Raw genomic sequence first — 21347 nt, forward strand, 5'->3', positions numbered from 1 at the left:
GCTGGCACGAAGCTTCAGTGGTGAAGCCTCACGCCAAGGTTCGCGCAGCGCGTGCTTTCGCGTATTTCGAAAGTCCGATCTTGATGCCAACCAGGATGGGCGCGGCGACTACAAAAAGCAGGGCAACAGCGATAAATGCTGTGTCGAAGGCAATCACAGTGGCCTGACCTGACACGACCCGGCCCAGGAGGCTCACCGCTGCACGGCCGGCGGCCGCTGCATCCATCCCTTTCCCCGTCAGCATGGCTGTCGTGGTCGTCAGCCTTTCGATGAGCGCGGCCCCTCCCGGGGTAACGTTGGCGCCGAGGACCACGGCATTGGCGAACACGTTATGATCGATCAGTGTCTGGAGTCCTGCGACGCCCATCAGACCACCCAACTGGCGCCCCGTATTGAACAGGCCTATTCCGCAGGCGAGGTTTCGGCGGTTGAGGTCGCTGAATGCGATTAGCGTGATCGATAGAAACAGGAAGCCAAGGCCCAGACCGCGCAGCAGGATGGCGGCCATCATGTCGGCCGTGCCGCTTTCGCTGGTCGAACCGGACAGCATCCACATCGCGACCATGATCATCAGGATTCCAAAGGGCACCGTGGCGACCGGCGGAACGCGGCGAACCTGCATGAGATAAGCCGATATGAGCAGTCCACCGATAAAAAACCCGCCACTGGGCAACAGCAGCAGGCCGGCATCGGTAGGCCTGAATGCGAGGACCGACAGGGCGAATGCCGGGATCAAAAACGCGCTGCCGAACAAGGCGGCGCCGGCGACAAAACTGACGATAAAGGCGAAGGAAAAATCGCTCGATTTGAATAGGGTGAAGTCGAACAGACCTTGGCCTTTGGCCAACACTTGTTGGCCGAGAAATGCCAGCAGCGCGGCTGTGCCGATAACGCTCAGCCAGAGAATGCGTGGCTCTTCGAACCAATCCCATCGGCTGCCCTGGCTGAGAACGTACGTGAAGCAGAACAGCGTGGCAGCGATCAGCGCGAAGCCGACCCAATCAAACGGACGGTGCCGGACCTTGGCTGGCATCGGGCCGTCTGCGATCAGCAGAAATCCGCTCGCCGCCAGGGCCAGCGGAACAACACTGAAGAAAATCCATGTCCAGGACTGGCTATCGATCAACCACCCTTGAAGGGCCGGGGCGAGCGTCGCTGACGCAACAACGGCCCCCATGGCAAACAGGGCTTGAAGGATGGGTTGATGGGATCGCGCAAAGGCGCGAAATATGATTGCCTGCCCCCCGACCAGCAGGGTGCCGCCAGCGAAGCCCTGAACAACCCGAAGCGCGACCAGCAGGTCCAGTCGAGCCGTGATAGCGGCAATGCCACATGCCAAGCCCATGACCAGGGTTGCGCCGATGATCACCTGTCGTGGATTAAATCGCGTCAGCAGCCAAGGCGCGGTCATGAACCCAATCAGCTTGAGCGCAGTGTAGCCAATATCCAGCCAGGCGAACTCATCAGGCGTTGCATAGGTGTCGCCGATAATGTCGCCGCGTCCGAGCGACAGAATGGTGCTGGCGATCGCCTCCGTCAGCGTGGCAAGCACGATGCCCATCATGAGCAAGACACCGGCCGTAACGCTGGTGTTGCTCCGCGTCGCGCAGGAATCCGCGCTCATGATCCCTCCCCGTGCGCAACCTCGACACGGGCGGACAGGCCCGGCACGATGCGGCCCGGCAACGGGTTGTGGACAAGCCGGATCTTCACCGGAACGCGCTGCACGACACGCACAAAGTTGCCGGTCGCGTTGTCGGTGGGGAGCAGGCTGAACGCCGACCCGCTACCCGGCGCGAAGCTGTCGACCACGCCTTCAAGTGCCCCGCTGGGGTAGCCGTCAACCGTGATACGCACGCGCTGACCGGGGCGGATTTGTTCGAGCTGGGTTTCCTTGAAATTCGCCACAACCCATACGTCGTTGACCGGCACGATATCGAGCAAGGCAACGCCCGTCGTAACGAAGCGGCCGATGCGAACCTGACGGTTACCGACCACGCCATCAACCGGTGCGCGTACCACGGTGCTGTCGAGATCAATCTGGGCGAGATCGCGTGCGGCTTGCGCCTGCGTCACCGCAGCGACGGCAGATTCGCGCTCCGCCACGAGGACGGCGATGCGTTGCTGTTGCGCCTCGACCGTTGCGGAAGCGCCGGAGACCGTCGCCTCGGCTCTCAATCGTGCCGCGTCGCTTTCATCGACGAGGGCTTGGCTGACTGCGTTGCTGAGGATCAGTTTGCGGCTGCGATCATGGGTTTTGTTCGCCAGATTCATCTCGGCCACGCCCGAGCGTCTCTGGGCTTCGGCCTGTCGAATCAGGGCACGCTGAAGCTGGGTTTCTGCATCGACATGGGTCAGGCGAGCCTGGGCAGCGCTGACATTGGCCACGGCTTGCGCCAGCCGTGCGCGATAGTCCCGATCATCGATACGGAACAGGACGTCACCGGCCCGGACGGTTTGGTTGTCCTCGACCTCAACCGCAGTGACATAGCCGGCAACCTTGGCGGCGAGCGAGGTCACGTCGCCGCGCACATAAGCGTTATCGGTGGAGGTCGCACCGCTCGAAAGCGCCATGGCCCATCCGCCAGCCAGGACCACCACGGCACTGATGCACAGCAGGATGCCGATCTTCTTTTTCTTGCTTTGCCGTGCCACCCCATCAGGGATCTCGGCGCTTGCGCCGGTGGCAATGGCGGCCTTGTCCTGAAGCGCGTTCATGTTGTCTTTTCCTGTTCAATGCCTGGGACTGCAGCAGCCACGGGCGGCTGTGACCTGCCGCCCGGCTGTCGAGCATTTATGAGCGCGTGATTGGCTCACTTTTTAATAGGCGTAACCAGCGGCGTTTTATCGGTGTCGAGGACAAACACGGCCAACAGGCGTGCGGGTTCGGTGTCGCTGGCGTTGGCGCTGACTTCGTGCACGGAGCCCGGCTCCTCTACGAAGTTTTCGCCGACCTTGTAGATCTTTTCCGGCTCGCCTTTGATTTTGATGCGAAATGAGCCTTCCAGGACCGTTGCATAAATGAAGGCCGTTTTCGGGTGGGTGTGGGACGGCGACGCGGCGCCCGGCCCATACTCGACGACGACGCCCTTCATGCTCTTGCCAGGGATGTTGGGAATGGGACGGTCAAACACGACCGTCACCTTGCCGGCGGGCGGTTCAGCGGCCGACACTGCGCTGATCGAGAGAGCTGCAAACGTAGCGGCCAAGAGGTATCGGGTAAACATGACAATTCTCCTTGTGGTGTGAGTTGTGACGTCGCGGCCCGTTACCCGGCCGTCGACTGAGCGAGCCAGTCTTCGAAGCGGATTGTGCCCAGGCGCGCGTTCTTGCCGGCGGTCAGCGATTGATCATCGAGCACAGCGCCGTAGTAGCGCGCATGCACGTCCGGTACGACCTTGCGGGTGTCTTGAGTGGCCCGCAGAAAGCGCCTGACCAGTTCGTCGAGCGGCATGGCCTCGGGCCCGGCGACTTCGACCGTGCCATTGATTGGCGCTGCCAGCGCGACATCGGTTAACGCCGCCACCACGTCGTCGGACGCCATCGGCTGGATTAGCGCCGGCGACAGGCAAATCTCCTCGCCGACAGTCGCCGACTGCGCGATACCGCCGACAAACTCGAAGAACTGCGTGGCACGCAGGAGGGTGTAAGGAATGCCGGACGCCTTGATCAGGTTTTCCTGCGCGACCTTGGCCCGGAAATAGCCGTTCTCGGGAAGCCGTTCGCTACCGACGATCGACAGGGCAACGTGATGACGAACACCGGCGGCAACTTCCGCAGCCAGCAAGTTACGGCTCGACGTTTCGAAGAAATCGAGGACCGCCTGGTCTTCCCACGACGGCGCGTTCGCCACGTCGACGACAACCTCAGCGCCATCCATTGCTTGGGCCAGGCCTTCGCGAGTGATGCTGTTCACGCCCGTACTGGGCGCGGCGGCGAGCACGTCATGACCGCGCTCGCGCAGGTTCTGCACAAGTTTCGATCCAATGAGGCCGGTGCCTCCGATGACGACGATCTTCATGGGTTCTCTTCCTTCGCTTCTCGACGGCAACCATTGCTGTCGACGTAGAAAGAGAGTGCGCGCGCGCGTGCGGGAAGTCCTTGTGCCGGCCTTGAGTTTGCCTTCAGGCAAGCTTGGTTTTTTGTCCAATGGACGGGCATCGCCTGCGGACGGTGCAGCGGATCAAACGCTGCCGTATTATCGACACCTCGTACTTATCGCTAGCTCTGACACGGAGTCGAGGGCGCTCGACCAGGGGATACACGCCTTGCCATTCGTGTTTGAAGACTACGTGCTCGATCAGGAGCGCCGGGAACTGACCTTGCGCGGTCACGTCGTGGCCGTCGGTCCACAGGCCTTCGATCTATTGCTGCAGCTCGTCAACAACCGCGATCGCGTCGTCAGCAAGGACGACCTGCTCAAGGCGGTGTGGAACGGCCGGATCGTCTCGGAATCGACGATCACCAGCCACATCAATGCGGTGCGCAAGGCCATCGGCGATAGCGGCGAGGAACAGCGATTGGTGCGCACGGTCGCCCGCAAAGGCTACCGCTTCGTCGGCGAGATCACGGTCGACGAGATCGACGGAGCACGACAGCCTGACGGGCCTGGCGCTGGCGAAATCGCGTCCGTGGAGCCGAAGCAAGCACCGCCCTCCTCGCTCGTCCTCCCGGACAAACCCTCCATTACCGTCCTGCCCTTCCACAACCTGAGCGGCGACCCGGAGCAGGAGTATTTCGCCGACGGCATGGTCGAGGACATCATCGCCGCCCTGTCGCGTATCCGCTGGCTGTTCGTCATCGCCCGCAATTCGAGCTTCACCTACAAGGGCCGCGCGGTGGACGTCAAAGGCGTCGGCCAGGAACTCGGCGTGCGCTACGTGCTGGAAGGCAGCGTGCGCAAATCCGGAAACAAGGTACGCATCACCGGGCAGCTTATCGACGCGACAAACGGGACGCATATCTGGGCGGAGCGCTTCGAAGGCCTGCTCGACGACATCTTCGAGCTGCAGGATCAAATCGCCGAAAGCGTCGTCGGCGCCATCTCGCCGCAGCTGGAACGGGCGGAAATCGAACGCGCCAAGCGTAAACCGACGGATAGCCTGGACGCCTACGATTATTACCTGCGCGGCATGGCAAAACTGCACAGCGGCACCCGGGAAGCCGTCGAGGTAGCGCTGCCGATGTTCTACAAGGCCATCGAGCTCGACCCGGAATTTGCGTCGGCCTATGGCATGGCAGCCTGGTGCCATTTCTGGCGCAAGTTGAATGGCTGGATGAGCGATCGGACTAGAGAGATCGCCGAAGGCATACGGCTTGCGCGCCTGGCGGTGACACTCGGCCGGGATGATGCAGTGGCGCTGACGCGAGGCGGACATGCGCTTGCCCATCTCGCTGGCGATGTCGATGGCGGCATTGCCCTGCTCGACAGGGCACGCCTGCTCAATCCCAACCTCGCCCCCGCCTGGTACCTGGGCGGTATCCTGCGCGCACTGCGCGGTGAAACAGACGAAGCGATTGAGAATTTGACCCACGCCGTTCGCTTGAGTCCGCTGGATCCGGAAATGTTCCGGATGCAGGTGGGAATGGCCCTCGCTAATTTCTTCGCAGGGCACTTCGATGCCGCCTCGGCCTGGGCGGAGAAAGCGCTGGGGAACCTGCCCACCCTCCTGCCCTCCGTTGCCCTGATGGCGGCCAGTCATGCGCTCAGCGGGCGAATGGACAAAGCGAAGCAGGCGATACAGCGCCTGCACGAGCTGGAACCCTCGTTGCGCGTCTCCAACCTGAAGGACTGGCTGCCCATCCAACGGCCCGAGGACCTATCGCGCTTCGCGGACGGACTGCGACTGGCCGGTTTGCCCGAGTGACCGCGGCCGATTGCAGCGTTAAAATCCGACACGTTTGATTCACATTTTTAAGGATGACCTCGGTATGTCCAGGCTCGACATCTCCCTGCAAGACACCGCCGCACCGGAAGGCGTTTGTTACGGCTGCGGCAGCAGTAATCCGCACGGGCTTCACATCAAGAGCGTCTGGCATGAGGACGGCGTGCATGTCATCGCCGAGCACTTGCCTGATGCCAAGTATTGCGGCTGGCCGGACCTGGTTTACGGCGGGCTGATAGCGATGCTGGTTGACTGCCATTCAAACTGGACCGCGATGGCTTACCACTACCGCACGGAACACCGCGAAGTCGGGAGCCTCCCCCGCATCAATTGCGTCACTGGCAACCTTGGCATCAAGTTCATCAAACCGACACCGATGGGTGTACCGCTGACCCTGCGTGCGAAAGTCGAAGGTGAAGTCGGCCGCAAAACTCGCGTCATCTGTGAGGTCTACGCCGGGGATGTGCTGACGGCTGTTGGTGACTCCGTTTTTGTTCGTGTGGATACCGAGCAATTGGCAGCGGTTGCTCATAGTCGGTAGGTTGCCTTCACCCAAGCGCTGTGGATCGGACGATTAGTTACGCAGATGGCATAATCGCAAACTGTTTATAACAGGTGCGGATCAATGACCACTGAGCGTTATGACCAACTCGCGATCTTCTCGGCGGTGGCGCAGGAGCGCAGTTTCACCCGCGCCGCTGCCAAACTCGGTATGTCACAACCGGCCTTGAGCCGGGCGATGCGTCAGCTGGAAGATCGCCTGGGCGTCAGGCTACTTTCTCGCACTACTCGCAGCGTATCTGCGACGCAAGCAGGTGAGCATTTACTCAGGGTGATTGCCCCGAGATTCGAAGAGATCGATAACGAACTGGCATTGCTCAGTGAGTTTCGGGACAAGCCGGCAGGTAAATTGCGCATCACCGCTGGCGAGCATTGCGCAATCACGATCCTGCAATCCGCTCTCTCCAGGTTGTTGCCTGACAATCCCGATCTCAATATCGAAATCATCGTCGACTACGGCTTTACCGATATCGTGGCGGAAGGTTTCGACGCCGGTGTACGACTGGGCCAACAGGTGGCCAAGGACATGATTGCGATGCGCATCGGCCCGGACATGCGCATGGCGGTGGTTGGATCCCCGGCGTATTTCCTCCGATACCCGAAGCCGGTTATCCCGGGTGATCTCATGGCGCACAACTGCATCACCCTGCGCATGCCGACGCATGGCGGTCTCTTCCTCTGGGAATTCGAGAAGGACGGACAAGAACTGAAAGTCCGGGTCGAAGGCCAACTGGTGTTCAACAACATCGCCATGCGCCTGGAGGCCGCCCTCCAAGGGTTGGGGTTGGCCTATATGCCGGAGGATCTGGTGAAGGAACAGGTGGCGCAAGGTCGGTTGATTCGCGTACTCGAAGATTGGTGCGAACCGTTCTCTGGCTACCACCTCTACTATCCGAGCCGGCGCCAGAGTTCACCGGCCTTCACCTTGCTGCGCGAAGCGTTGCGCTACGTGGGTTGATTGGCCTGCACACTGTCCAACGCTTCGCCGGCACGCTTGGCCGCAGCGGCATCGCCTTGGTCGGCCAGCAGCTGAATCAGTTGACGCAACTGCGAAGCGCTCAAGCCGACCCGCAGGCTGGCAGCCATGTGCGAGCGCAGTTGTGATTCCACACCGGGTGTAGCTGCCAGCGCTGCAACCGTCGCCAGTTCACGGCTTTGCCAGTCCAGGTTGTCACGCTCGAAGATGTCGCCGAACAGATGCGCCTGCAAGTACTGATTGATGACCGGGACGAAGTCAAACAATGGGCCCTGGACGGGTGCACCGGCAATGCGCGTCTGATTGGCCTTACCGACCGCCAGCAGCTCGTCCCCGGTGGGAATGACGCGACCGGGCTCGCGCCCCGGATCATCCTGCACGCCGCGTTGCTTGCGCGCCTCCACCACTTTCATCAGTTCGCCAAGCGCGTTGAGACTGCGTGGAAAACCGCTATAGGCGTAAAGCTGAACCAGAATCTCCTTCGCCTCGCTGACGCTCAGGCCTGCATCCAGTCCCTGATTCAAGGCTGTATTGAGCCCGGACATGTTGCTCGTGGCCATGGCGGCTGCAATCAACGGAATCGCCTGCTGTTTGGCGGACAAACTCTGCGCAGCAGAAGACTCGACGTCCACCGCTGTCGGCTGTTCCATGCTTTGCGCGCGGTAGTAAACATCGGTGACTTTTTCCAGCCACTGCACGCTCTTGCCGTCCACCGCTCCGGTTACAGCCAGGTGCGTCATAGCGCTGGAGGGCGCCGCACCGTGCCAATGCTTGACGCCCGGTGGGCAGATGATGACGTCCCCCGAACGGATTTCCTGCACTGGTTTGCCCCACTCCTGGGTCAATCCGATGCCGGCAACGACGATCAAGCGCTGACCCGCCGGGTGGGTGTGCCACGCCGAACGCGCACCCGGCTCAAAAGTAACGTAAGCGCCTGAGGCATTGACTTCACTGGATGCGGGAAATAGAGGGTCGACGCGCACCCGTCCCGAGAAATAATCCGCCGACCCAACGGACGACGCCTGTGTGCCTGAACGGCGGATCTGCTGAGTGGTCAGTGACTCACTGATAGTGTCAGCCTGGCCGGCGCCACTGGCGAAGGGCGTCGCGGCGCACATCGCAATGCCTAAAAGGGTTTTGTTCATGATGATTGCCCCTCGATTCACAGCGTTCTGGCGTAAAACGCGGTCAGCTGATCCATGGCGATGTCCACATAAGCAGGCACCCAATAAGTGTCGATATGGGTCGCCCCTTCAATCTTGAACAAGTGCTTGTCGTTCGTACCAGTAGCCTTGGCAAAGGCTTGTTCCGACATATAAAGGCTGTCGGCCTTGCTGCCCGCGATCATCAGCAACGGCTTGTCGATCAGTTCGATCTGGTCGGTGGCGTCGAAGCTCATCAGATCCAACAGGCTGCTCAAGGTGTATCTGAACGTCGAGTTCGGATGGGCGTGGGTCTTGCCGTAATACTCAAAACCTTGCCGATACAGATCAAACGGCAGTTTGGCGATCTGCTCATCGCTCAGTTTGGCATCGCCGGTATAACGTATTTCACCCCCTGCCGCTTCCTGTGCCCGGGCGGCCGAGGCCTGTTGCAAGCGGTCCTGGATCGTGGCCACTTGCGAATCCTGATAGCCATTGCGCCGAACCAATCCTGAGTTGAACATGCTCAACGTCGCAATCGACTGGAAGCGCTTGTCGGTTTGCGCCGCCGCCAATGAATAGCCGCCACCACCGCAAATACCGAGCAGGCCCAGACGTGCGCTGTCGACCCCGGGATAACGGGCGATGAAGTCTGCCATGCCATGGATGTCCTCGATCCGATGCGCCGGCTTGTCGACGTTGCGCGGTTCACCGCCACTGGCGCCTTGATACGCCGCATCCGCCGTGATCGTGATGTAGCCCTGATTGGCCAATCGCTGGGCATACAGACCCGCGACCTGCTCCTTCACCCCGCCATTGGGGTGCGCTACGACGATGACCGGGTATTTTTTCGCCGCGTCATAGTTTGCCGGGGTGTAAACGTTGGCGGAAATGTCGAGGCCATTGAGCTTATAGCTCACCGGGTGGATGTTGACCTTGCCCGGCTCGTTCTTCATCAACGCGTCACTGTAGGTCAATGTAAATGGGTTCTGCTTGTAATCCGCAGCCCCGACTTCGGCACCCGAAATCCCGATCATGGCGGCCATCAAAGTAGCTTTTAGCGTGGTTCTCATCCTAGGAATACTCCTGACCCTTCATGCGTGTGAGAGGCGCGGCTGACTTCGCCGCGCACTGAATCAATCCAGTTTCTTTTCAGCGAGAAATTTCGAAACCAGATCCGCGATCTCAACGTTATTCATGTCCGAAAACGGGAAGTGGCTATTGCCCTTGATCCCGATCTGCGGCAAGTGAACGAGCCTGACGTCACCACCATGACGGTTCACCGTATCCCGCCACAGGCGCGCCATCTCAAGCCGCGCGCGCCAACTGTCCTGGGCAGGTAATCGAACCGGTTGGTCGGGGATGTTGTCGCCATAGAAGATCACGATGGGGATTCGAGTCAGCGCTTTGAACTGTTCGCTGGATACGGCCTGGCCCGAGAGGGTGTCGAACGCACTGGGAATTGGCGCGGGCACCTCCCCCTCCGGGAACACGAAGCTGCTGCCCGGTTCGAATGCCACAATGGCCCGCACGTTAGGGCTTTTGATCGCCGCCATCCAACCGGGGCCACCGCCCTGGGAATGGGTGAACAAAATGGCCGGCCCCGTCTTTTCCAGCAGAGCGCCAATGCCATTGGATACGACATCAATGTCGTAGGGCCCAGTGTTGGGTGTCATCGAACGGAAGAATTGCTCTTGTGCCGCCTCGCCGCGCGGAAACTGACTGCCCTCGAAGATCTCGGGCCATAGGCCGATGCGGAACTGGTTGAACCATAGTTGCTCGTCCGCCACCGGTTTGATCGTCGTTTCAACGAGGCTGCGTCCCGCGTCGCCACGGCGCGGCTGATCAATCAAGTACGTAGAAAAACCGCGACGCAGGAAAATGTTTTGAAACCCTTCACGGCCGTCAGCCGTTGTCTCCCAGGACTTCGCCGATTGCCCAGCGCCATGCAGCATGAGAATTGGCAGCGGACGAGGTTCGACCGGAACCTGATAAAACGCATAAACATGATCGCCGTGAATGGTTTGGCCATCAGTCCTGGTCGGATTGTAGGGATCAAAAGTTCCTGGCTGAGTGATCTGCCTGCCGCCGGCAATCACGCTTCCCTGATCCTTGATGACCAGTGGTGGGCGATCAGAGCCATCGGCGAATGCAGCGGTGCATAAAGCGAAACAAACGGCAGGTATGCATTGGCGGATAAAGCACTGAGTCATGGCTTGCTCTCGATTTGATATCGCAGAGCAGCAAATTACCCGTCAATCATTAATCGATAAACCATGCCAATCACATAGCACTGATACCAGAAACACATGAATTCGAAATCGGCATGCCTCGCTTCGGTTCCGCGATCGCCTCACGACAGCCTGCTTGAATGAACACCGTTCCTCACAAAAAACCCTGGCGCACCCTCGAGGCCGGGAAGCCGCCCTTCTCTTTCCAGACCTGCAGTGAGTCAAGACGATCTGCACTGAACGCAATACGTTCAGAAGCCACGAGCGTGGAATCAAAGGCAACACTGTCCTCACTCCCAACGTAAACCGCGTTGGGCTGCTGAATAGCGTTCGTCCCCACACTCCTGGAAGCCTTGATCATGAAAACCTTAAGCATTGAGAACTACAGAACCAACAACGCACCTAACAATTCAACGCTCGGGATTAAAACCATGGCGTTGGGAACCTACGGTGCTTACTTTGCGCTCGCCGTCATTTACTTCTGGTTCGGCGGCATGAAGTTCACGCACTACGAAGCACAGGGTTTGGTCCCGCTGGTGAGCAACAGCCCTTTCCTGGGGTGGGTTTATGACATTTTCATTGTCGATACTTTCTCCAGTTTGCTCGGCGTTCTGGAGGTCTCGATCGGTGTGCTGATTGCAGGTCGCCTGCTCTCACCCAAGTTTTCATTGATCGGTGGCGCGTTGTCTGCCGGATTGTTTTTCACCACCTTGAGCTTTATGTTTTCGACGCCTGGCGTGATTGAACCCGGCCTGGGTTTTCCAGCTATTACGGTTGCGCCGGGTCAGTTTCTCCTTAAAGACATCGGGTTGCTTGCCGCGTCTGTATTCGTGGCCGGCCACTCTCTGACTGAGCTGGAAAACCGTTAAACCGATGACTCCCCTCCTGGAATGGCCTGAAGCAGTTCGATGCTTTCAGGCCATTGCCCCATCACCCTCTCCTGCCAAATCTTTCATCCAGTCCCGAGGGCTGTAGCCCGTTTTGCGACGAAACGCGCGGGCAAGTGCCGAAGGGCTTTCATAACCGACCTCGGCCGCGATGAGCGTAATCGGGCGCCCTTCACGCAGGCGCTTCTGCGCCAGACTGATACGCCAACTCAACAGATAATCTGCCGGGGTCTGCCCTATAACGGCCCGGAAATGCACGGCGTAGGCAGCACGCGACATGTTCGACTCGCTCGCAAGGTCTGCAACCGACCAGGCCCGATCCGGTGCGTTGTGCATCTGCACCAGCGAGCGCGCCAGCCGCATATCGGCCAGTCCAGCCATCATTCCGGTCCGCAACTGGTGATGGTCGAGCAGATGCCGAAACAACAAGATGATCAGTAGTTCGAACAAACGATCAAGCGCTGCTTCCCTGCCACAATGTGCGCCTGCCGCCTCACTGAACATCCATTTCAGTGTATCGGCCAGCAGCGGGAGCTCATCCAGGGACAGCACCAGACAATCGGGTAACGAAGCGGACAACGGGTTATCGACCCCGCCCTCAAACTTCATCGACGCACACAAGAGCTGAGCCCCCTCGGGCTCACCGGCGAACAGTTGATGCCGACTTGGGCGTGGCAGAAAAATCAGACTGGGTTGGGTGAGCAGCAGATCCTTGCGATCAGCCCCCTGCAACGTGACGCTACCTGCCTGCAGCAGGTGAATATGACCGCGCTGGTCAGCGCCATCGTATGACGCCATGCCGCAAAGATTGCCGTTGTAAAACAGGTTCGCGCGCACGCCGAACTGCGACAACAACGTAGACAAACGATCCATAGGCAACCTCCGGCGCTTTCGAGCATCACTGACAACACCCCGCCCCAACCCGACAAAAACACGAGGCCTTGATCTCCACATCCGCCCGGGCCATGGCCAGAGCAAGGCGCGTCTGGGCGGCAGCCGCTTCGGCATCCTGGCCCAGCCGTTTCAGGCATTCCACATACCCGTGCAGGCTCCACACATTGTCCAGATGCCAGGACGCACGGCTAAGTGTGTTGTCCAGGCCCAGATCGGCTCGATAGGCCTGCAACGCTTCTTCTACCCGGCCCTGCTCCAGAAGCAACGCGCCCAACGCATGCCTGACCGGTTGCATCCAGCCCCATGGTTCGTCGTAAGGCAGGTTGTCATCCAGAGACAGTGCCTGGCGCAAGTGGGCGAAGGCGTCGTCGTAATTGCCCTTACGGTACTCGATTTCCCCCCGCAGCATGCCTGCGGCAACCGCCAGAATGTCGGTGCATTTATTGTTGAAGACGTAGCGTGTGTCCGGCACTCGGGTCCAGGCTTCGAGGAATAGACGCTGTTCGGCTTCTGCGGCGGCGATATACCCGGTGGCCGCATGCGCCACGCCTCTGGCGTAATGCAGCATCGCCGTGGTCACGCAGTACAGCGCCTGATCGTTCGGCAGCGGCGTGGCGAGGATGTCCTGCCATTTGCCGAAGCGGATCTGCACGTGGACCTTCATCGACACGAAGCCTTCCAGCCAATCGGCCATGGGCGGCTGCTCCACGCGCAGCAGTTCTTCCCTGATGGTCGACATCAACTGATCGGCGGCTTCCAGGGCCGGTTGGTATTGCCCGAGGAACATCGCCGAATAGAGTTTGAAGTGGTAGTTGTGGCATCGATACAAGGTGTAGAAGTTCAGTGGCCCTTCCTGTTCGAGATATTTGCTGTCGGCCAGAATCGCCCGGCTGTTGGTGACCATGGCCCCACGGTAATCACCGCAGAGTACGTCGATGTGCGACGGCATATGGCGCAAATGCCCCGCATCCGGCACCAGGTCACGCAGGACATCGCCGGCGCGCAATGCCCGTTCCGGGTAGGGCGACATTTCCAGGGTGTGGACGTACATGTGCAGCACGCCGGGGTGCGGCGCATCGCCCTGCTGTTCCATCCGCCGTAGCGCCCGTTCCAGCACGTCTACCGTTTCAAGCGTGTCGGCGCCCGGTGCCGGTTTACCGGTTTTCAGGTCCCACAATTGCCAGGGTGTGCGGTCGATCATCGCCTCGGCAAACAGCGCAACCACATCGGGATCTTCGGGAAAGGCTTTGTAGACCTCACGCATGGACGCGGCGTAGGCATCGTTCCAGGCGAAGAGTTGGTCGAGGCTGCTGGCCTGATCGGCCTGGTAGCGTTGTTCCAGCGTGCGGATCAGCGCCTGTTCCACCGGGGTTGCGCCGTCGATATGCGCCAGCGCGGTTTGCGTCGCCCGTCGCGCCTGAGCCACGGCCTCATTCAATTCCTGTTCGATGAAGGCATCCCAACGCTTGTTGTAGTTGGGGCCCGAAGCGTAAGCGATGCCCCAGTAGGCCATCGCACAATCGCGGTCATGTTCGAGCGCCTTGTGGAAACAGCGTATGGATTCGTCGTGGTTGTAGCCGTAGCACCAAACCAAGCCACGATCGAACCAGCGCTGGGCCTGCGGCGAGTGGGTCGTCACCGGGCGGCTGTAGGTGCCCAAATCGTAATAGTCGTGCATCGCTTTATCCTCTCGACCAGAGCAGGGAACCTCGCAGGCAATCCTTGCGGACCTGACGAGCCTCGACAGTTCAAGAGGTCCAGCATACCCCCGCGGTTCTGGCTGAGCGGCAGAGCCGACGACAGGAGGATCATTGCCGGCGTCGATAGTCACCATCAATTCAATGAAGTTCTCATAAAAAATCCGCGGCGTAACATCGGCCCCACACCAAACAACTACACCCCGGAGCACACCATCATGAAACGCCAAATCCTTCTCAGCATTGTTTTCTCGGTTTTTGCAGTTAACGCTTTCGCCGCTACCTCTGCTCACCCGGTTGTCGCTGAAGGCGGCTCGGATCGTCTGATTGAAAGTCGTGTGGCCGAGGGTGGTTCGGATCGTCTGATTGAAAGTCGCGTCGCTGAAGGTGGTTCGGATCGTCTGATCGAGAATCGCGTTGCTGAAGGTGGTTCGGATCGTCTGATCGAAAACCGCGTTGCTGAAGGTGGTTCGGATCGTCTGATCGAAAACCGCGTTGCTGAAGGTGGTTCGGATCGTCTGATTGAAAGTCGCGTCGCTGAAGGTGGCTCGGATCGCCTGATCGAAAACCGCGTTGCTGAAGGTGGTTCGGATCGCTTGATCGAGAACCGCGTCGCTGAAGGTGGCTCCGACCGTCTGATCGAAAACCGCGCGGCATAAATGAATAGTTTTACCGAAGCACTCAACGAAAAGCCCGGCCTGACAAGCCGGGCTTTTTCGTGCACAAAATAAATCGATCCCTGCTTAATGCCTCCGCCGCACCTGTGATACATAACACCTGATTGTGAGTCCTGTACCCAATGAGGTTTGCCGATGTCCCGTTCCCCACATTTACCGCAACTGCTGATCTGCGCTGTCCTCGGTTTACTTGCCAACAGCGCACAGGCCAGTGCGCACTCCCCGGCGCCCGATAGCTTGCAACCGCTGCTGGTGACGTTGAACGAGCGCCTGAGCATTGCTGATCTTGTGGCGCTGACCAAGTGGGACAGTGGCAAACCGATCCAGGACAGTGCCCGGGAAGCGCAGGTCATCGCCAACGCCAGGAAGCTGGCCGTCGAGCGCAAACTGGACCCGGACGAAGTAGCCGAGTTGATCGCCGCACAAATTGAAGCCAACAAGCTGGTGCAGTACGGGCTGGTGGCTCAATGGCGAGCGGCCGGCAAGGCGCCAGACACACCGCGGCCAGACCTCGCCAATCAAATCCGGCCACAGCTCGATGAACTGCAAAACCGCCTGTTGCAGCAATACGCTGCCTTCGCGCCCTATCGCAAAGACCCGCAGTGCGCGAATTGGCTAGCCAAAGAACGATCCCGACTGGTGAAGGACGGTCTGCATGGTCAGGCACTGATACGCGCCACCGGTGAACTGTGTGTCGCTGCACAGTGACTTTAAATATGGTCTTTAAAAAGAAGCCCGGCCTGATCAGCCGGGCTTCTTCTTTTTTGTGAGCTACTTTTAGTGCATCCGCAGGGTCGCAAGTCGGCCTTGGCGGCACTATTGAATCTCACATGGCCAACCATCGGAGTTGAAATGTCTGAACTGAACCTGCATCCCAAAGCCGCAGAATCCCTGAACCAATGGCACGACATGATCACCAAGAGAGACTTGAGTGCCTTGCCAGGTTTGCTGGACCCACAGGCGATTTTCCGTTCCCCGATGGCTCACACGCCTTACCCGGGTGCAGCCGTAGTCTCGATGATTCTCAACACGGTGCTCGAGGTATTCGAGGATTTTGTCTACCACCGGGAACTGGCGACCGCAGACGGGTTGAGCGTCGTCCTGGAGTTCAGCGCCAACGTCAGCGGAAAAGCGTTAAAGGGCATCGACATGATCCGGTTCAACGAACAAGGAAAAATCGTTGAGTTTGAGGTGATGGTCCGCCCCTTGAGTGGCCTGCAAGCCTTGGGCGAGCAAATGGGGCAACGCCTTGGCGCTTACCTGGCGGCCAGCAAAGCCTGAAGACGTTGCATCGCCGTGGACGATGCCTCTGTTCCCGGCTTGGTGTTAAATAGAGCGCGAAAAGCAGCGCAACGAGAACACCGATGATTACCCATTTTGAGATTAATGATGTCCCTGAGCCCAACATTCATCGTGTCGCCCATCAGCAGACGGTGGTAACAGCATGATCGAGGTCACCGAAGTTTCCATTGCCGAACTGCGGGCTGCGCTCGAATCGGGTCGAACCACTGCGGTTGAGTTGGTCCAGGCCTATCTCGCCAGGATCGATGCCTACGACGGCCCCGACACGCCCACCGCCCTCAACGCGGTGGTGGTTCGAAACCCCGAGGCGCTGAACGAGGCGCAGGCCTCCGATGCTCGTCGGGCCAAGGGCGAGACGCTGGGTCCGCTCGATGGCATTCCTTATACGGCCAAGGACAGTTATCTGGTGAAGGGGCTCACCGCTGCCTCTGGCAGTCCCGCCTTCGCGAGCCTGATTGCCTATCGCGATGCATTCACCATCGAACGGCTTCGCGCTGCTGGCGCAATCTGCCTGGGCAAGACCAACATGCCGCCGATGGCAAACGGCGGCATGCAGCGCGGGGTCTACGGCCGTGCGGAAAGCCCGTACAACGCTGACTATCTCACCGCCCCCTTCGCCTCGGGCTCATCGAACGGCGCCGGTACGGCAACGGCCGCCAGCTTCGCGGCATTCGGTCTCGCGGAAGAAACCTGGTCGAGTGGACGCGGCCCTGCCTCGAACAATGGTCTGTGCGCCTACACGCCTTCGCGCGGGGTGATTTCGGTGCGCGGCAACTGGCCGTTGACGCCGACGATGGACGTTGTCGTGCCGTTTGCCAGAACCATGGCCGACCTGCTCGAAGTGCTCGACGTGGTGGTGGCCGATGATCCCGACACCCGTGGCGATCTGTGGCGGATGCAACCCTGGGTGCCGATTCCGAGTGTCGCCTCGGTGCGCCCCGCGTCCTATGCCGAATTGGCGGTGAAGCCCGATGCTCTGGCAGGAAAGCGCTTCGGCGTGCCGCGCATGTACATCAACGCGGATCCCGAAGCGGGCACGAGCGATGCGCCTGGCATCGGTGGTCCGACGGGGCAGCGAATCATCACCCGCCCTTCCGTGATCGGGCTCTGGGAAGAGGCCCGCAAGGCACTCGAAGCCGCTGGCGCCGAAGTCATCGAAGTCGATTTCCCGCTGGTCTCCAATTGCGAAGGTGATCGCCCGGGTGCGCCGACCGTGTTTACGCGGGGCCTGGTGTCCAAAGAGTTTCTGCATCATGAACTGTGGGACCTGTCGGCCTGGGCGTTTGATGATTTTCTTCGGGCCAATGGCGATCCCAAGTTGAACCGCCTGGCCGATGTCGACGGACCGCTGATTTTTCCCCACGATCCGGGCACGCTCCCCAACCGAGAGGACGACCTTGCCGCAGGCATGGACGAGTACGTGAAGATGGCCGAACGCGGCATCACCCCGTGGGACCAGATCACCACGCTGCCGGACGGACTGCGCGGACTTGAACAGACGCGTCGAATCGATCTTGAGGACTGGATGGATCGGTTGGGGCTCGATGCGGTGCTGTTCCCGACGGTGGCCGACGTGGGGCCGGCGAATGCCGATGTCGATCCGAAATCTGCGGATATCGCGTGGAGCAACGGCGTCTGGGTCGCCAACGGCAACCTCGCCATCCGGCATTTGGGCGTCCCCACGGTCACCGTGCCGATGGGCGTCATGCCGGACATCGGCATGCCCGTCGGGCTCACGTTTGCCGGTCGCGCCTATGACGATTCGACGCTGCTGCGCTTGGCTTCGGCGTTCGAGTCGATCGGTTCAAAACGAATGATTCCGCCTCGCACCCCTCCCTTGCCGGTTGGCCAACAATAGAAAGGGCGGGATTGGAGTGTTACACGCCCCAATCCCGTCCAATGGTTGAACGTCTGACGGGAATCTTGCTGGCGATGTCGACAAAGGGCGTGACGATCAGGCTATAGAGCGTCAGGTAACGGTCTTGGTCCTGTTTACCGGTGCCGAACTGGATAGGCTCGGGCGTCGAGTGCGTGACGTAGAGCGTACCGAACATCCAGTCCCAGAGTGACAGGTTGATACCGAAGTTCTTGTTGAAGTGTCGGGGCGCGTCACTGTGGTGAATCTGGTGCTGCGCCGGGCTGTTCAGCACATGCTCGACCACGGGCCCGAAAGACAGCCAGACATGGCTGTGACGCAAATTGGCCGCCAAGGCATTGAAGATCAGGACCATGTAGGTCACGCCGAACAAGGTGTACCGGCTGATCTCCCCGCCGCAGGCGTACCAGAAGACACCGGCAAAAGCGCCGAGGCAGACGATGTCAGCCAGTTTTTCGACCATTTTTTCCACGAAGTGAATCCGGCTTGCCGTCGCCGGCACCAGGACGGACGCGGAATGATGGACTTTGTGGAACGCCCACAGATACCGGGAATGAAAGGCGCGATGGCACCAGTAATGGATGAAGTCTTGCACCAGAAACACGCCGAGCCCGTAGAGCAAGGAAAGTGAGAGGTTCTCCCCCACCTGCGCGCGCGCGCCCCAAAGATTGTTGAAAAACGAGATGTAGTCGCCGGAGCGCAGGACGTATGAATCGACCAGCCCAACAATGGGCAGCACCAGCGCGATCTTCAGGATGCCCCGCACGAAGTAGTACCGGTAATCCAGCAACGCCGAGGGATGAAAATGAACCCGGTGCCCGCCGATGAACTGCCAGAAAGAACGTGAGTCGGTCAGCCCGCGATATTTTCTGAAGCGGTACAGGTTGTAGGCGATGCCGTAGGACACGCAAAGAAACACGATGCTGAAGCGGCCGTTCAGATCGAAAATGCCAAGAAACTGATTCGTGACTGGCTCGATCACCCATTTCAACAGGCTGTCATACAGAAACGCGAGTAAATCCATGAACGGCTGCCCCAGCGCCAAAAGAGAAAAATTGTAAATCAGATCGCAATCAGCGGGTGTTCCGCGCCTGGCGAAAGCCCTATTGCGGCTGAAACGTCTGAAGATACGCCAACAGGTCGTCGATCTTTTCCGGGTCGCTGAGGCCCCAGAAAATCATGCGGGTGCCGGGCACCACTTTTTTTGGCGCTTCAAGGTACGCGGTCAGCGTTTCGCGGGTCCAGACAATACCGGCTGATTTCATCGCATCGGAATATTGGTAATCCGTGGTGCTGCCCGAAGGGCGTCCAAAAACGCCATTGAGCTGCGGCCCGAATGAACCCCGCGCCGACTCCCCAACCTGATGGCAGCCACCGCATATCCGCTTGAACAATGTTGCACCCGCCTCAGCATCGCCGGCCGCTTGTGCCTGCACGCTGAGCCCCCCTGCGTTGAGCATCAGCGCGAAGGTGAGTACGGCGGTGTTCTGCATGTTCTGCTCCCAATCATCTTTGGCTTGGCGCCAGTGAATCAACTCGCACCCGCTTGAAATTTTTTCCTGTAGGCCGCCGGTAGCAGCCCCACTCGCTGGCGGAACAGTCTACGGAACGAATTGCCGTCTTCGTAGCCCACGGCGTAAGTGATGCTGTCGAGTGTCATGCGGGTGGATTCAAGCAGCTGCTTGGCCTTCTCCAGACGCAGGGTTTGCAGGTAGGTAATGGGCGTGTAACCGGTGGCTTCCTTGAAACGTCTTTTGAAATTCCTGACGCCGAACCCGAACTGCTGGGCGACGTCATCAATCAGCAGCGGCTGTTCGAAGTGCTCCTCCAGCCAGTGTTGAACCCGCAGGATGTCGCCATCCCCATGGTTCTTCGGCAATGACCACATGACGTACACCGATTGCTCGCTGCGCACAGCATCGACCAGCAAGTATTTGCTGCACTTTTGTGCCAGTTCCAGTGAAGCGAACCGGCGCACAAGGTGCAGCAAAAGATCCATGGAGGCACTCGCGCCCCCGCACGTGATCACGCGATTGTCCTCGCAGAGGATTTGCGTTTCCTCCAGACAGACCTCGGCATACCGACGACGAAACAGGTCCGCAAAGGCCCAGTGCGTGGTGGCACGAACGCCGTCCAGAAGGCCCGTTTCGGCCAGCATGAACGCCGCCGTGCACATCGACGCCACCACGGCACCCTGCGCATGTTGTTGACGCAGCCACGGCCCATAAGCTGAAAAGGCCGGCAAGGCGTCTTTCAGGGTGAAGAGGAATCCGGGGATCAGCACCAGATCGGTTCGCGGGATCTCGGCGGTGGACCGGTCCACGCGCAATGCCTGCCCTCCCCACGCGGCGACATCACCCCCGTCAAGCGAGGCGATGACTACGTCAAAAGGCGCGCCGGCAGTATCTGCAAACAGGTTGGCGGCGCTGAGTATTTCCAGGGCCATGGTGGCGCTGGCGGCGGAACATTGATCCGCCAGTAAAAGCGTGACGTGCATAAATGATCCTAATGCGCTTTTCGCATGAAAAATGTCATTTGCGCACCTACCTTAGCCGATCTTTCCTCCCTAAAGTGCACCGGTCATTCAATCCTCGGCGTATTTATGAATCTCTGGTTCCGACTTTTCCTCATGCTGTTCCGTCGTCCGTGGCGCAAGCCCGTTGACGCTTTGGCCACCACTGTCGTCCACATGCGCGTCTGGCCGCTTGATCTGGACCTCAATCGACACGTTACCAATGGCCGGTATTTCACCTTGGCCGATATTGGACGCATGGATTACGTGTTGCGCAGCGGCGCATTCCGGGTGGCGCTGCGCAATAAGGCTGTACCCATCGTCGGGGACACCTGGGGCAAGTTTCGGCGTGAGCTGAAACTGTTCGAAGCGTTCGAGATTCACACCAGGATGCTTGGCTGGGACAACAAGTGGAGCTTTATGGAGCACCGCTTCGTGAGCAAGGGACGCGTGGTCGGCGTGGTGGTGATGCGGGGGCTGTTCCGCTCTGCCAAAGGCACGGTGCCCCCTGGCGAGTACGCCCGGGAACTGGGCTTGTCTGAACAATCGCCGCCGATGCCGACATGGCTGACAGACTGGTCGCAAAGCTGCAACGACATGAGCCGTGAGCTTCGAGAGGAAGAAGGTCAGCCTGCCCGGTGCCCGCAGACCGTCGCGTAATGCTGTTCACTTAAGCGCGGCGTCCACAGGTCTAGCTCGACTGAAGA

At 59.6% G+C, this 21347-nt stretch carries 21 protein-coding genes; 9 read left to right on the forward strand and 12 right to left on the reverse strand.

Annotation, left to right across the window (positions count from 1 at the left end; all coding sequences use genetic code 11):
- Positions 1–28: 28 nt before the first annotated feature.
- The 4 genes from ACQ4OB_RS09355 to ACQ4OB_RS09370 all read right to left on the reverse strand — a co-directional run bounded on the left by ACQ4OB_RS09355 (position 29) and on the right by ACQ4OB_RS09370 (position 4021).
- Positions 29–1624 carry an MFS transporter gene (locus tag ACQ4OB_RS09355; RefSeq protein ID WP_430955565.1) on the reverse strand — a complete coding sequence of 532 codons (1596 nt, stop codon included), beginning with the start codon at positions 1622–1624 and terminating at the stop codon, positions 29–31.
- Positions 1621–2718: an HlyD family secretion protein gene (locus ACQ4OB_RS09360; RefSeq protein WP_102616013.1), complete on the reverse strand. Its 1098-nt coding sequence runs from the start codon at positions 2716–2718 to the stop codon at positions 1621–1623. The genes ACQ4OB_RS09355 and ACQ4OB_RS09360 overlap by 4 nt, the downstream gene beginning before the upstream one ends.
- Before the next feature lie 95 nt (positions 2719–2813).
- On the reverse strand, positions 2814–3227 hold the full coding sequence (locus ACQ4OB_RS09365; protein ID WP_430955566.1) for a cupin domain-containing protein: 414 nt from the start codon (positions 3225–3227) through the stop codon (positions 2814–2816).
- A gap of 41 nt (positions 3228–3268) precedes the next feature.
- Positions 3269–4021 (reverse strand): SDR family oxidoreductase, encoded by a 753-nt coding sequence (locus tag ACQ4OB_RS09370; RefSeq protein ID WP_430955567.1) that lies wholly within the window; start codon positions 4019–4021, stop codon positions 3269–3271.
- A gap of 247 nt (positions 4022–4268) precedes the next feature.
- On the opposite strand from ACQ4OB_RS09370, the gene ACQ4OB_RS09375 reads away from it, so the two are divergent.
- From ACQ4OB_RS09375 to ACQ4OB_RS09385, 3 genes are all read left to right on the forward strand, one after another.
- Complete coding sequence (locus tag ACQ4OB_RS09375; protein ID WP_102616011.1) at positions 4269–5867, forward strand: winged helix-turn-helix domain-containing protein; 1599 nt, start codon at positions 4269–4271, stop codon at positions 5865–5867.
- A 64-nt stretch (positions 5868–5931) separates the two neighbouring features.
- Positions 5932–6426: a PaaI family thioesterase gene (locus tag ACQ4OB_RS09380; protein WP_430955568.1), complete on the forward strand. Its 495-nt coding sequence runs from the start codon at positions 5932–5934 to the stop codon at positions 6424–6426.
- Between the two features lie 84 nt (positions 6427–6510).
- Positions 6511–7404, forward strand: a complete 894-nt coding sequence (locus ACQ4OB_RS09385) for a LysR family transcriptional regulator (protein WP_430955569.1) — start codon at positions 6511–6513, stop codon at positions 7402–7404.
- Here the strand turns inward: ACQ4OB_RS09385 and ACQ4OB_RS09390 are convergent.
- From ACQ4OB_RS09390 to ACQ4OB_RS09400, 3 genes are all read right to left on the reverse strand, one after another.
- Positions 7392–8567 (reverse strand): (R)-mandelonitrile lyase, encoded by a 1176-nt coding sequence (locus ACQ4OB_RS09390; RefSeq protein WP_430955570.1) that lies wholly within the window; start codon positions 8565–8567, stop codon positions 7392–7394. The two genes, ACQ4OB_RS09385 and ACQ4OB_RS09390, sit on opposite strands and share 13 nt — an antisense overlap.
- Positions 8568–8584: 17 nt before the next feature.
- Positions 8585–9637 carry an alpha/beta hydrolase gene (locus ACQ4OB_RS09395; RefSeq protein ID WP_430955571.1) on the reverse strand — a complete coding sequence of 351 codons (1053 nt, stop codon included), beginning with the start codon at positions 9635–9637 and terminating at the stop codon, positions 8585–8587.
- Positions 9638–9700: 63 nt separating this feature from the next.
- A complete protein-coding gene (locus ACQ4OB_RS09400) occupies positions 9701–10777 on the reverse strand; it encodes an alpha/beta hydrolase (RefSeq protein ID WP_102616006.1) in 1077 nt (358 codons plus the stop codon).
- 377 nt (positions 10778–11154) lie between these two features.
- On the opposite strand from ACQ4OB_RS09400, the gene ACQ4OB_RS09405 reads away from it, so the two are divergent.
- Positions 11155–11664, forward strand: coding sequence for a YkgB family protein (locus ACQ4OB_RS09405; protein WP_430955572.1), 510 nt, complete (start codon positions 11155–11157; stop codon positions 11662–11664).
- 45 nt (positions 11665–11709) lie between these two features.
- Here ACQ4OB_RS09405 and ACQ4OB_RS09410 read toward each other — a convergent pair whose 3' ends face one another.
- Entirely contained in the window at positions 11710–12555 is an 846-nt protein-coding gene (locus ACQ4OB_RS09410) for an AraC family transcriptional regulator (protein ID WP_430955573.1), read from the reverse strand.
- A 25-nt stretch (positions 12556–12580) separates the two neighbouring features.
- Positions 12581–14254, reverse strand: coding sequence for a hypothetical protein (locus tag ACQ4OB_RS09415; RefSeq protein ID WP_430955574.1), 1674 nt, complete (start codon positions 14252–14254; stop codon positions 12581–12583).
- A gap of 237 nt (positions 14255–14491) precedes the next feature.
- Between ACQ4OB_RS09415 and ACQ4OB_RS09420 the strand changes: the two genes are divergently transcribed.
- The 4 genes from ACQ4OB_RS09420 to ACQ4OB_RS09435 all read left to right on the forward strand — a co-directional run bounded on the left by ACQ4OB_RS09420 (position 14492) and on the right by ACQ4OB_RS09435 (position 18110).
- Entirely contained in the window at positions 14492–14932 is a 441-nt protein-coding gene (locus ACQ4OB_RS09420) for a phage infection protein (RefSeq protein WP_430955575.1), read from the forward strand.
- Between the two features lie 153 nt (positions 14933–15085).
- Positions 15086–15658, forward strand: a complete 573-nt coding sequence (locus ACQ4OB_RS09425; protein WP_430955576.1) for a chorismate mutase — start codon at positions 15086–15088, stop codon at positions 15656–15658.
- Positions 15659–15802: 144 nt separating this feature from the next.
- Positions 15803–16231, forward strand: a complete 429-nt coding sequence (locus ACQ4OB_RS09430; RefSeq protein ID WP_430955577.1) for a nuclear transport factor 2 family protein — start codon at positions 15803–15805, stop codon at positions 16229–16231.
- A gap of 163 nt (positions 16232–16394) precedes the next feature.
- A complete protein-coding gene (locus tag ACQ4OB_RS09435) occupies positions 16395–18110 on the forward strand; it encodes an amidase (protein WP_430955578.1) in 1716 nt (571 codons plus the stop codon).
- Positions 18111–18129: 19 nt separating this feature from the next.
- Here the strand turns inward: ACQ4OB_RS09435 and ACQ4OB_RS09440 are convergent, their stop codons facing one another.
- The 3 genes from ACQ4OB_RS09440 to ACQ4OB_RS09450 form a co-directional block, all read right to left on the reverse strand.
- Positions 18130–19152, reverse strand: coding sequence for a sterol desaturase family protein (locus ACQ4OB_RS09440; protein WP_430955579.1), 1023 nt, complete (start codon positions 19150–19152; stop codon positions 18130–18132).
- Between the two features lie 79 nt (positions 19153–19231).
- Positions 19232–19621, reverse strand: coding sequence for a c-type cytochrome (locus tag ACQ4OB_RS09445; protein WP_430955580.1), 390 nt, complete (start codon positions 19619–19621; stop codon positions 19232–19234).
- Between the two features lie 38 nt (positions 19622–19659).
- Positions 19660–20625, reverse strand: coding sequence for a GlxA family transcriptional regulator (locus tag ACQ4OB_RS09450; protein WP_430955581.1), 966 nt, complete (start codon positions 20623–20625; stop codon positions 19660–19662).
- Positions 20626–20730: 105 nt separating this feature from the next.
- On the opposite strand from ACQ4OB_RS09450, the gene ACQ4OB_RS09455 reads away from it, so the two are divergent.
- Entirely contained in the window at positions 20731–21300 is a 570-nt protein-coding gene (locus ACQ4OB_RS09455; protein WP_430955582.1) for an acyl-CoA thioesterase, read from the forward strand.
- Positions 21301–21347: the final 47 nt, after the last annotated feature.

Origin of the sequence: Pseudomonas sp. ES4, assembly GCF_050586665.1 — a bacterium.
GTDB lineage: Bacteria > Pseudomonadota > Gammaproteobacteria > Pseudomonadales > Pseudomonadaceae > Aquipseudomonas > Aquipseudomonas frederiksbergensis.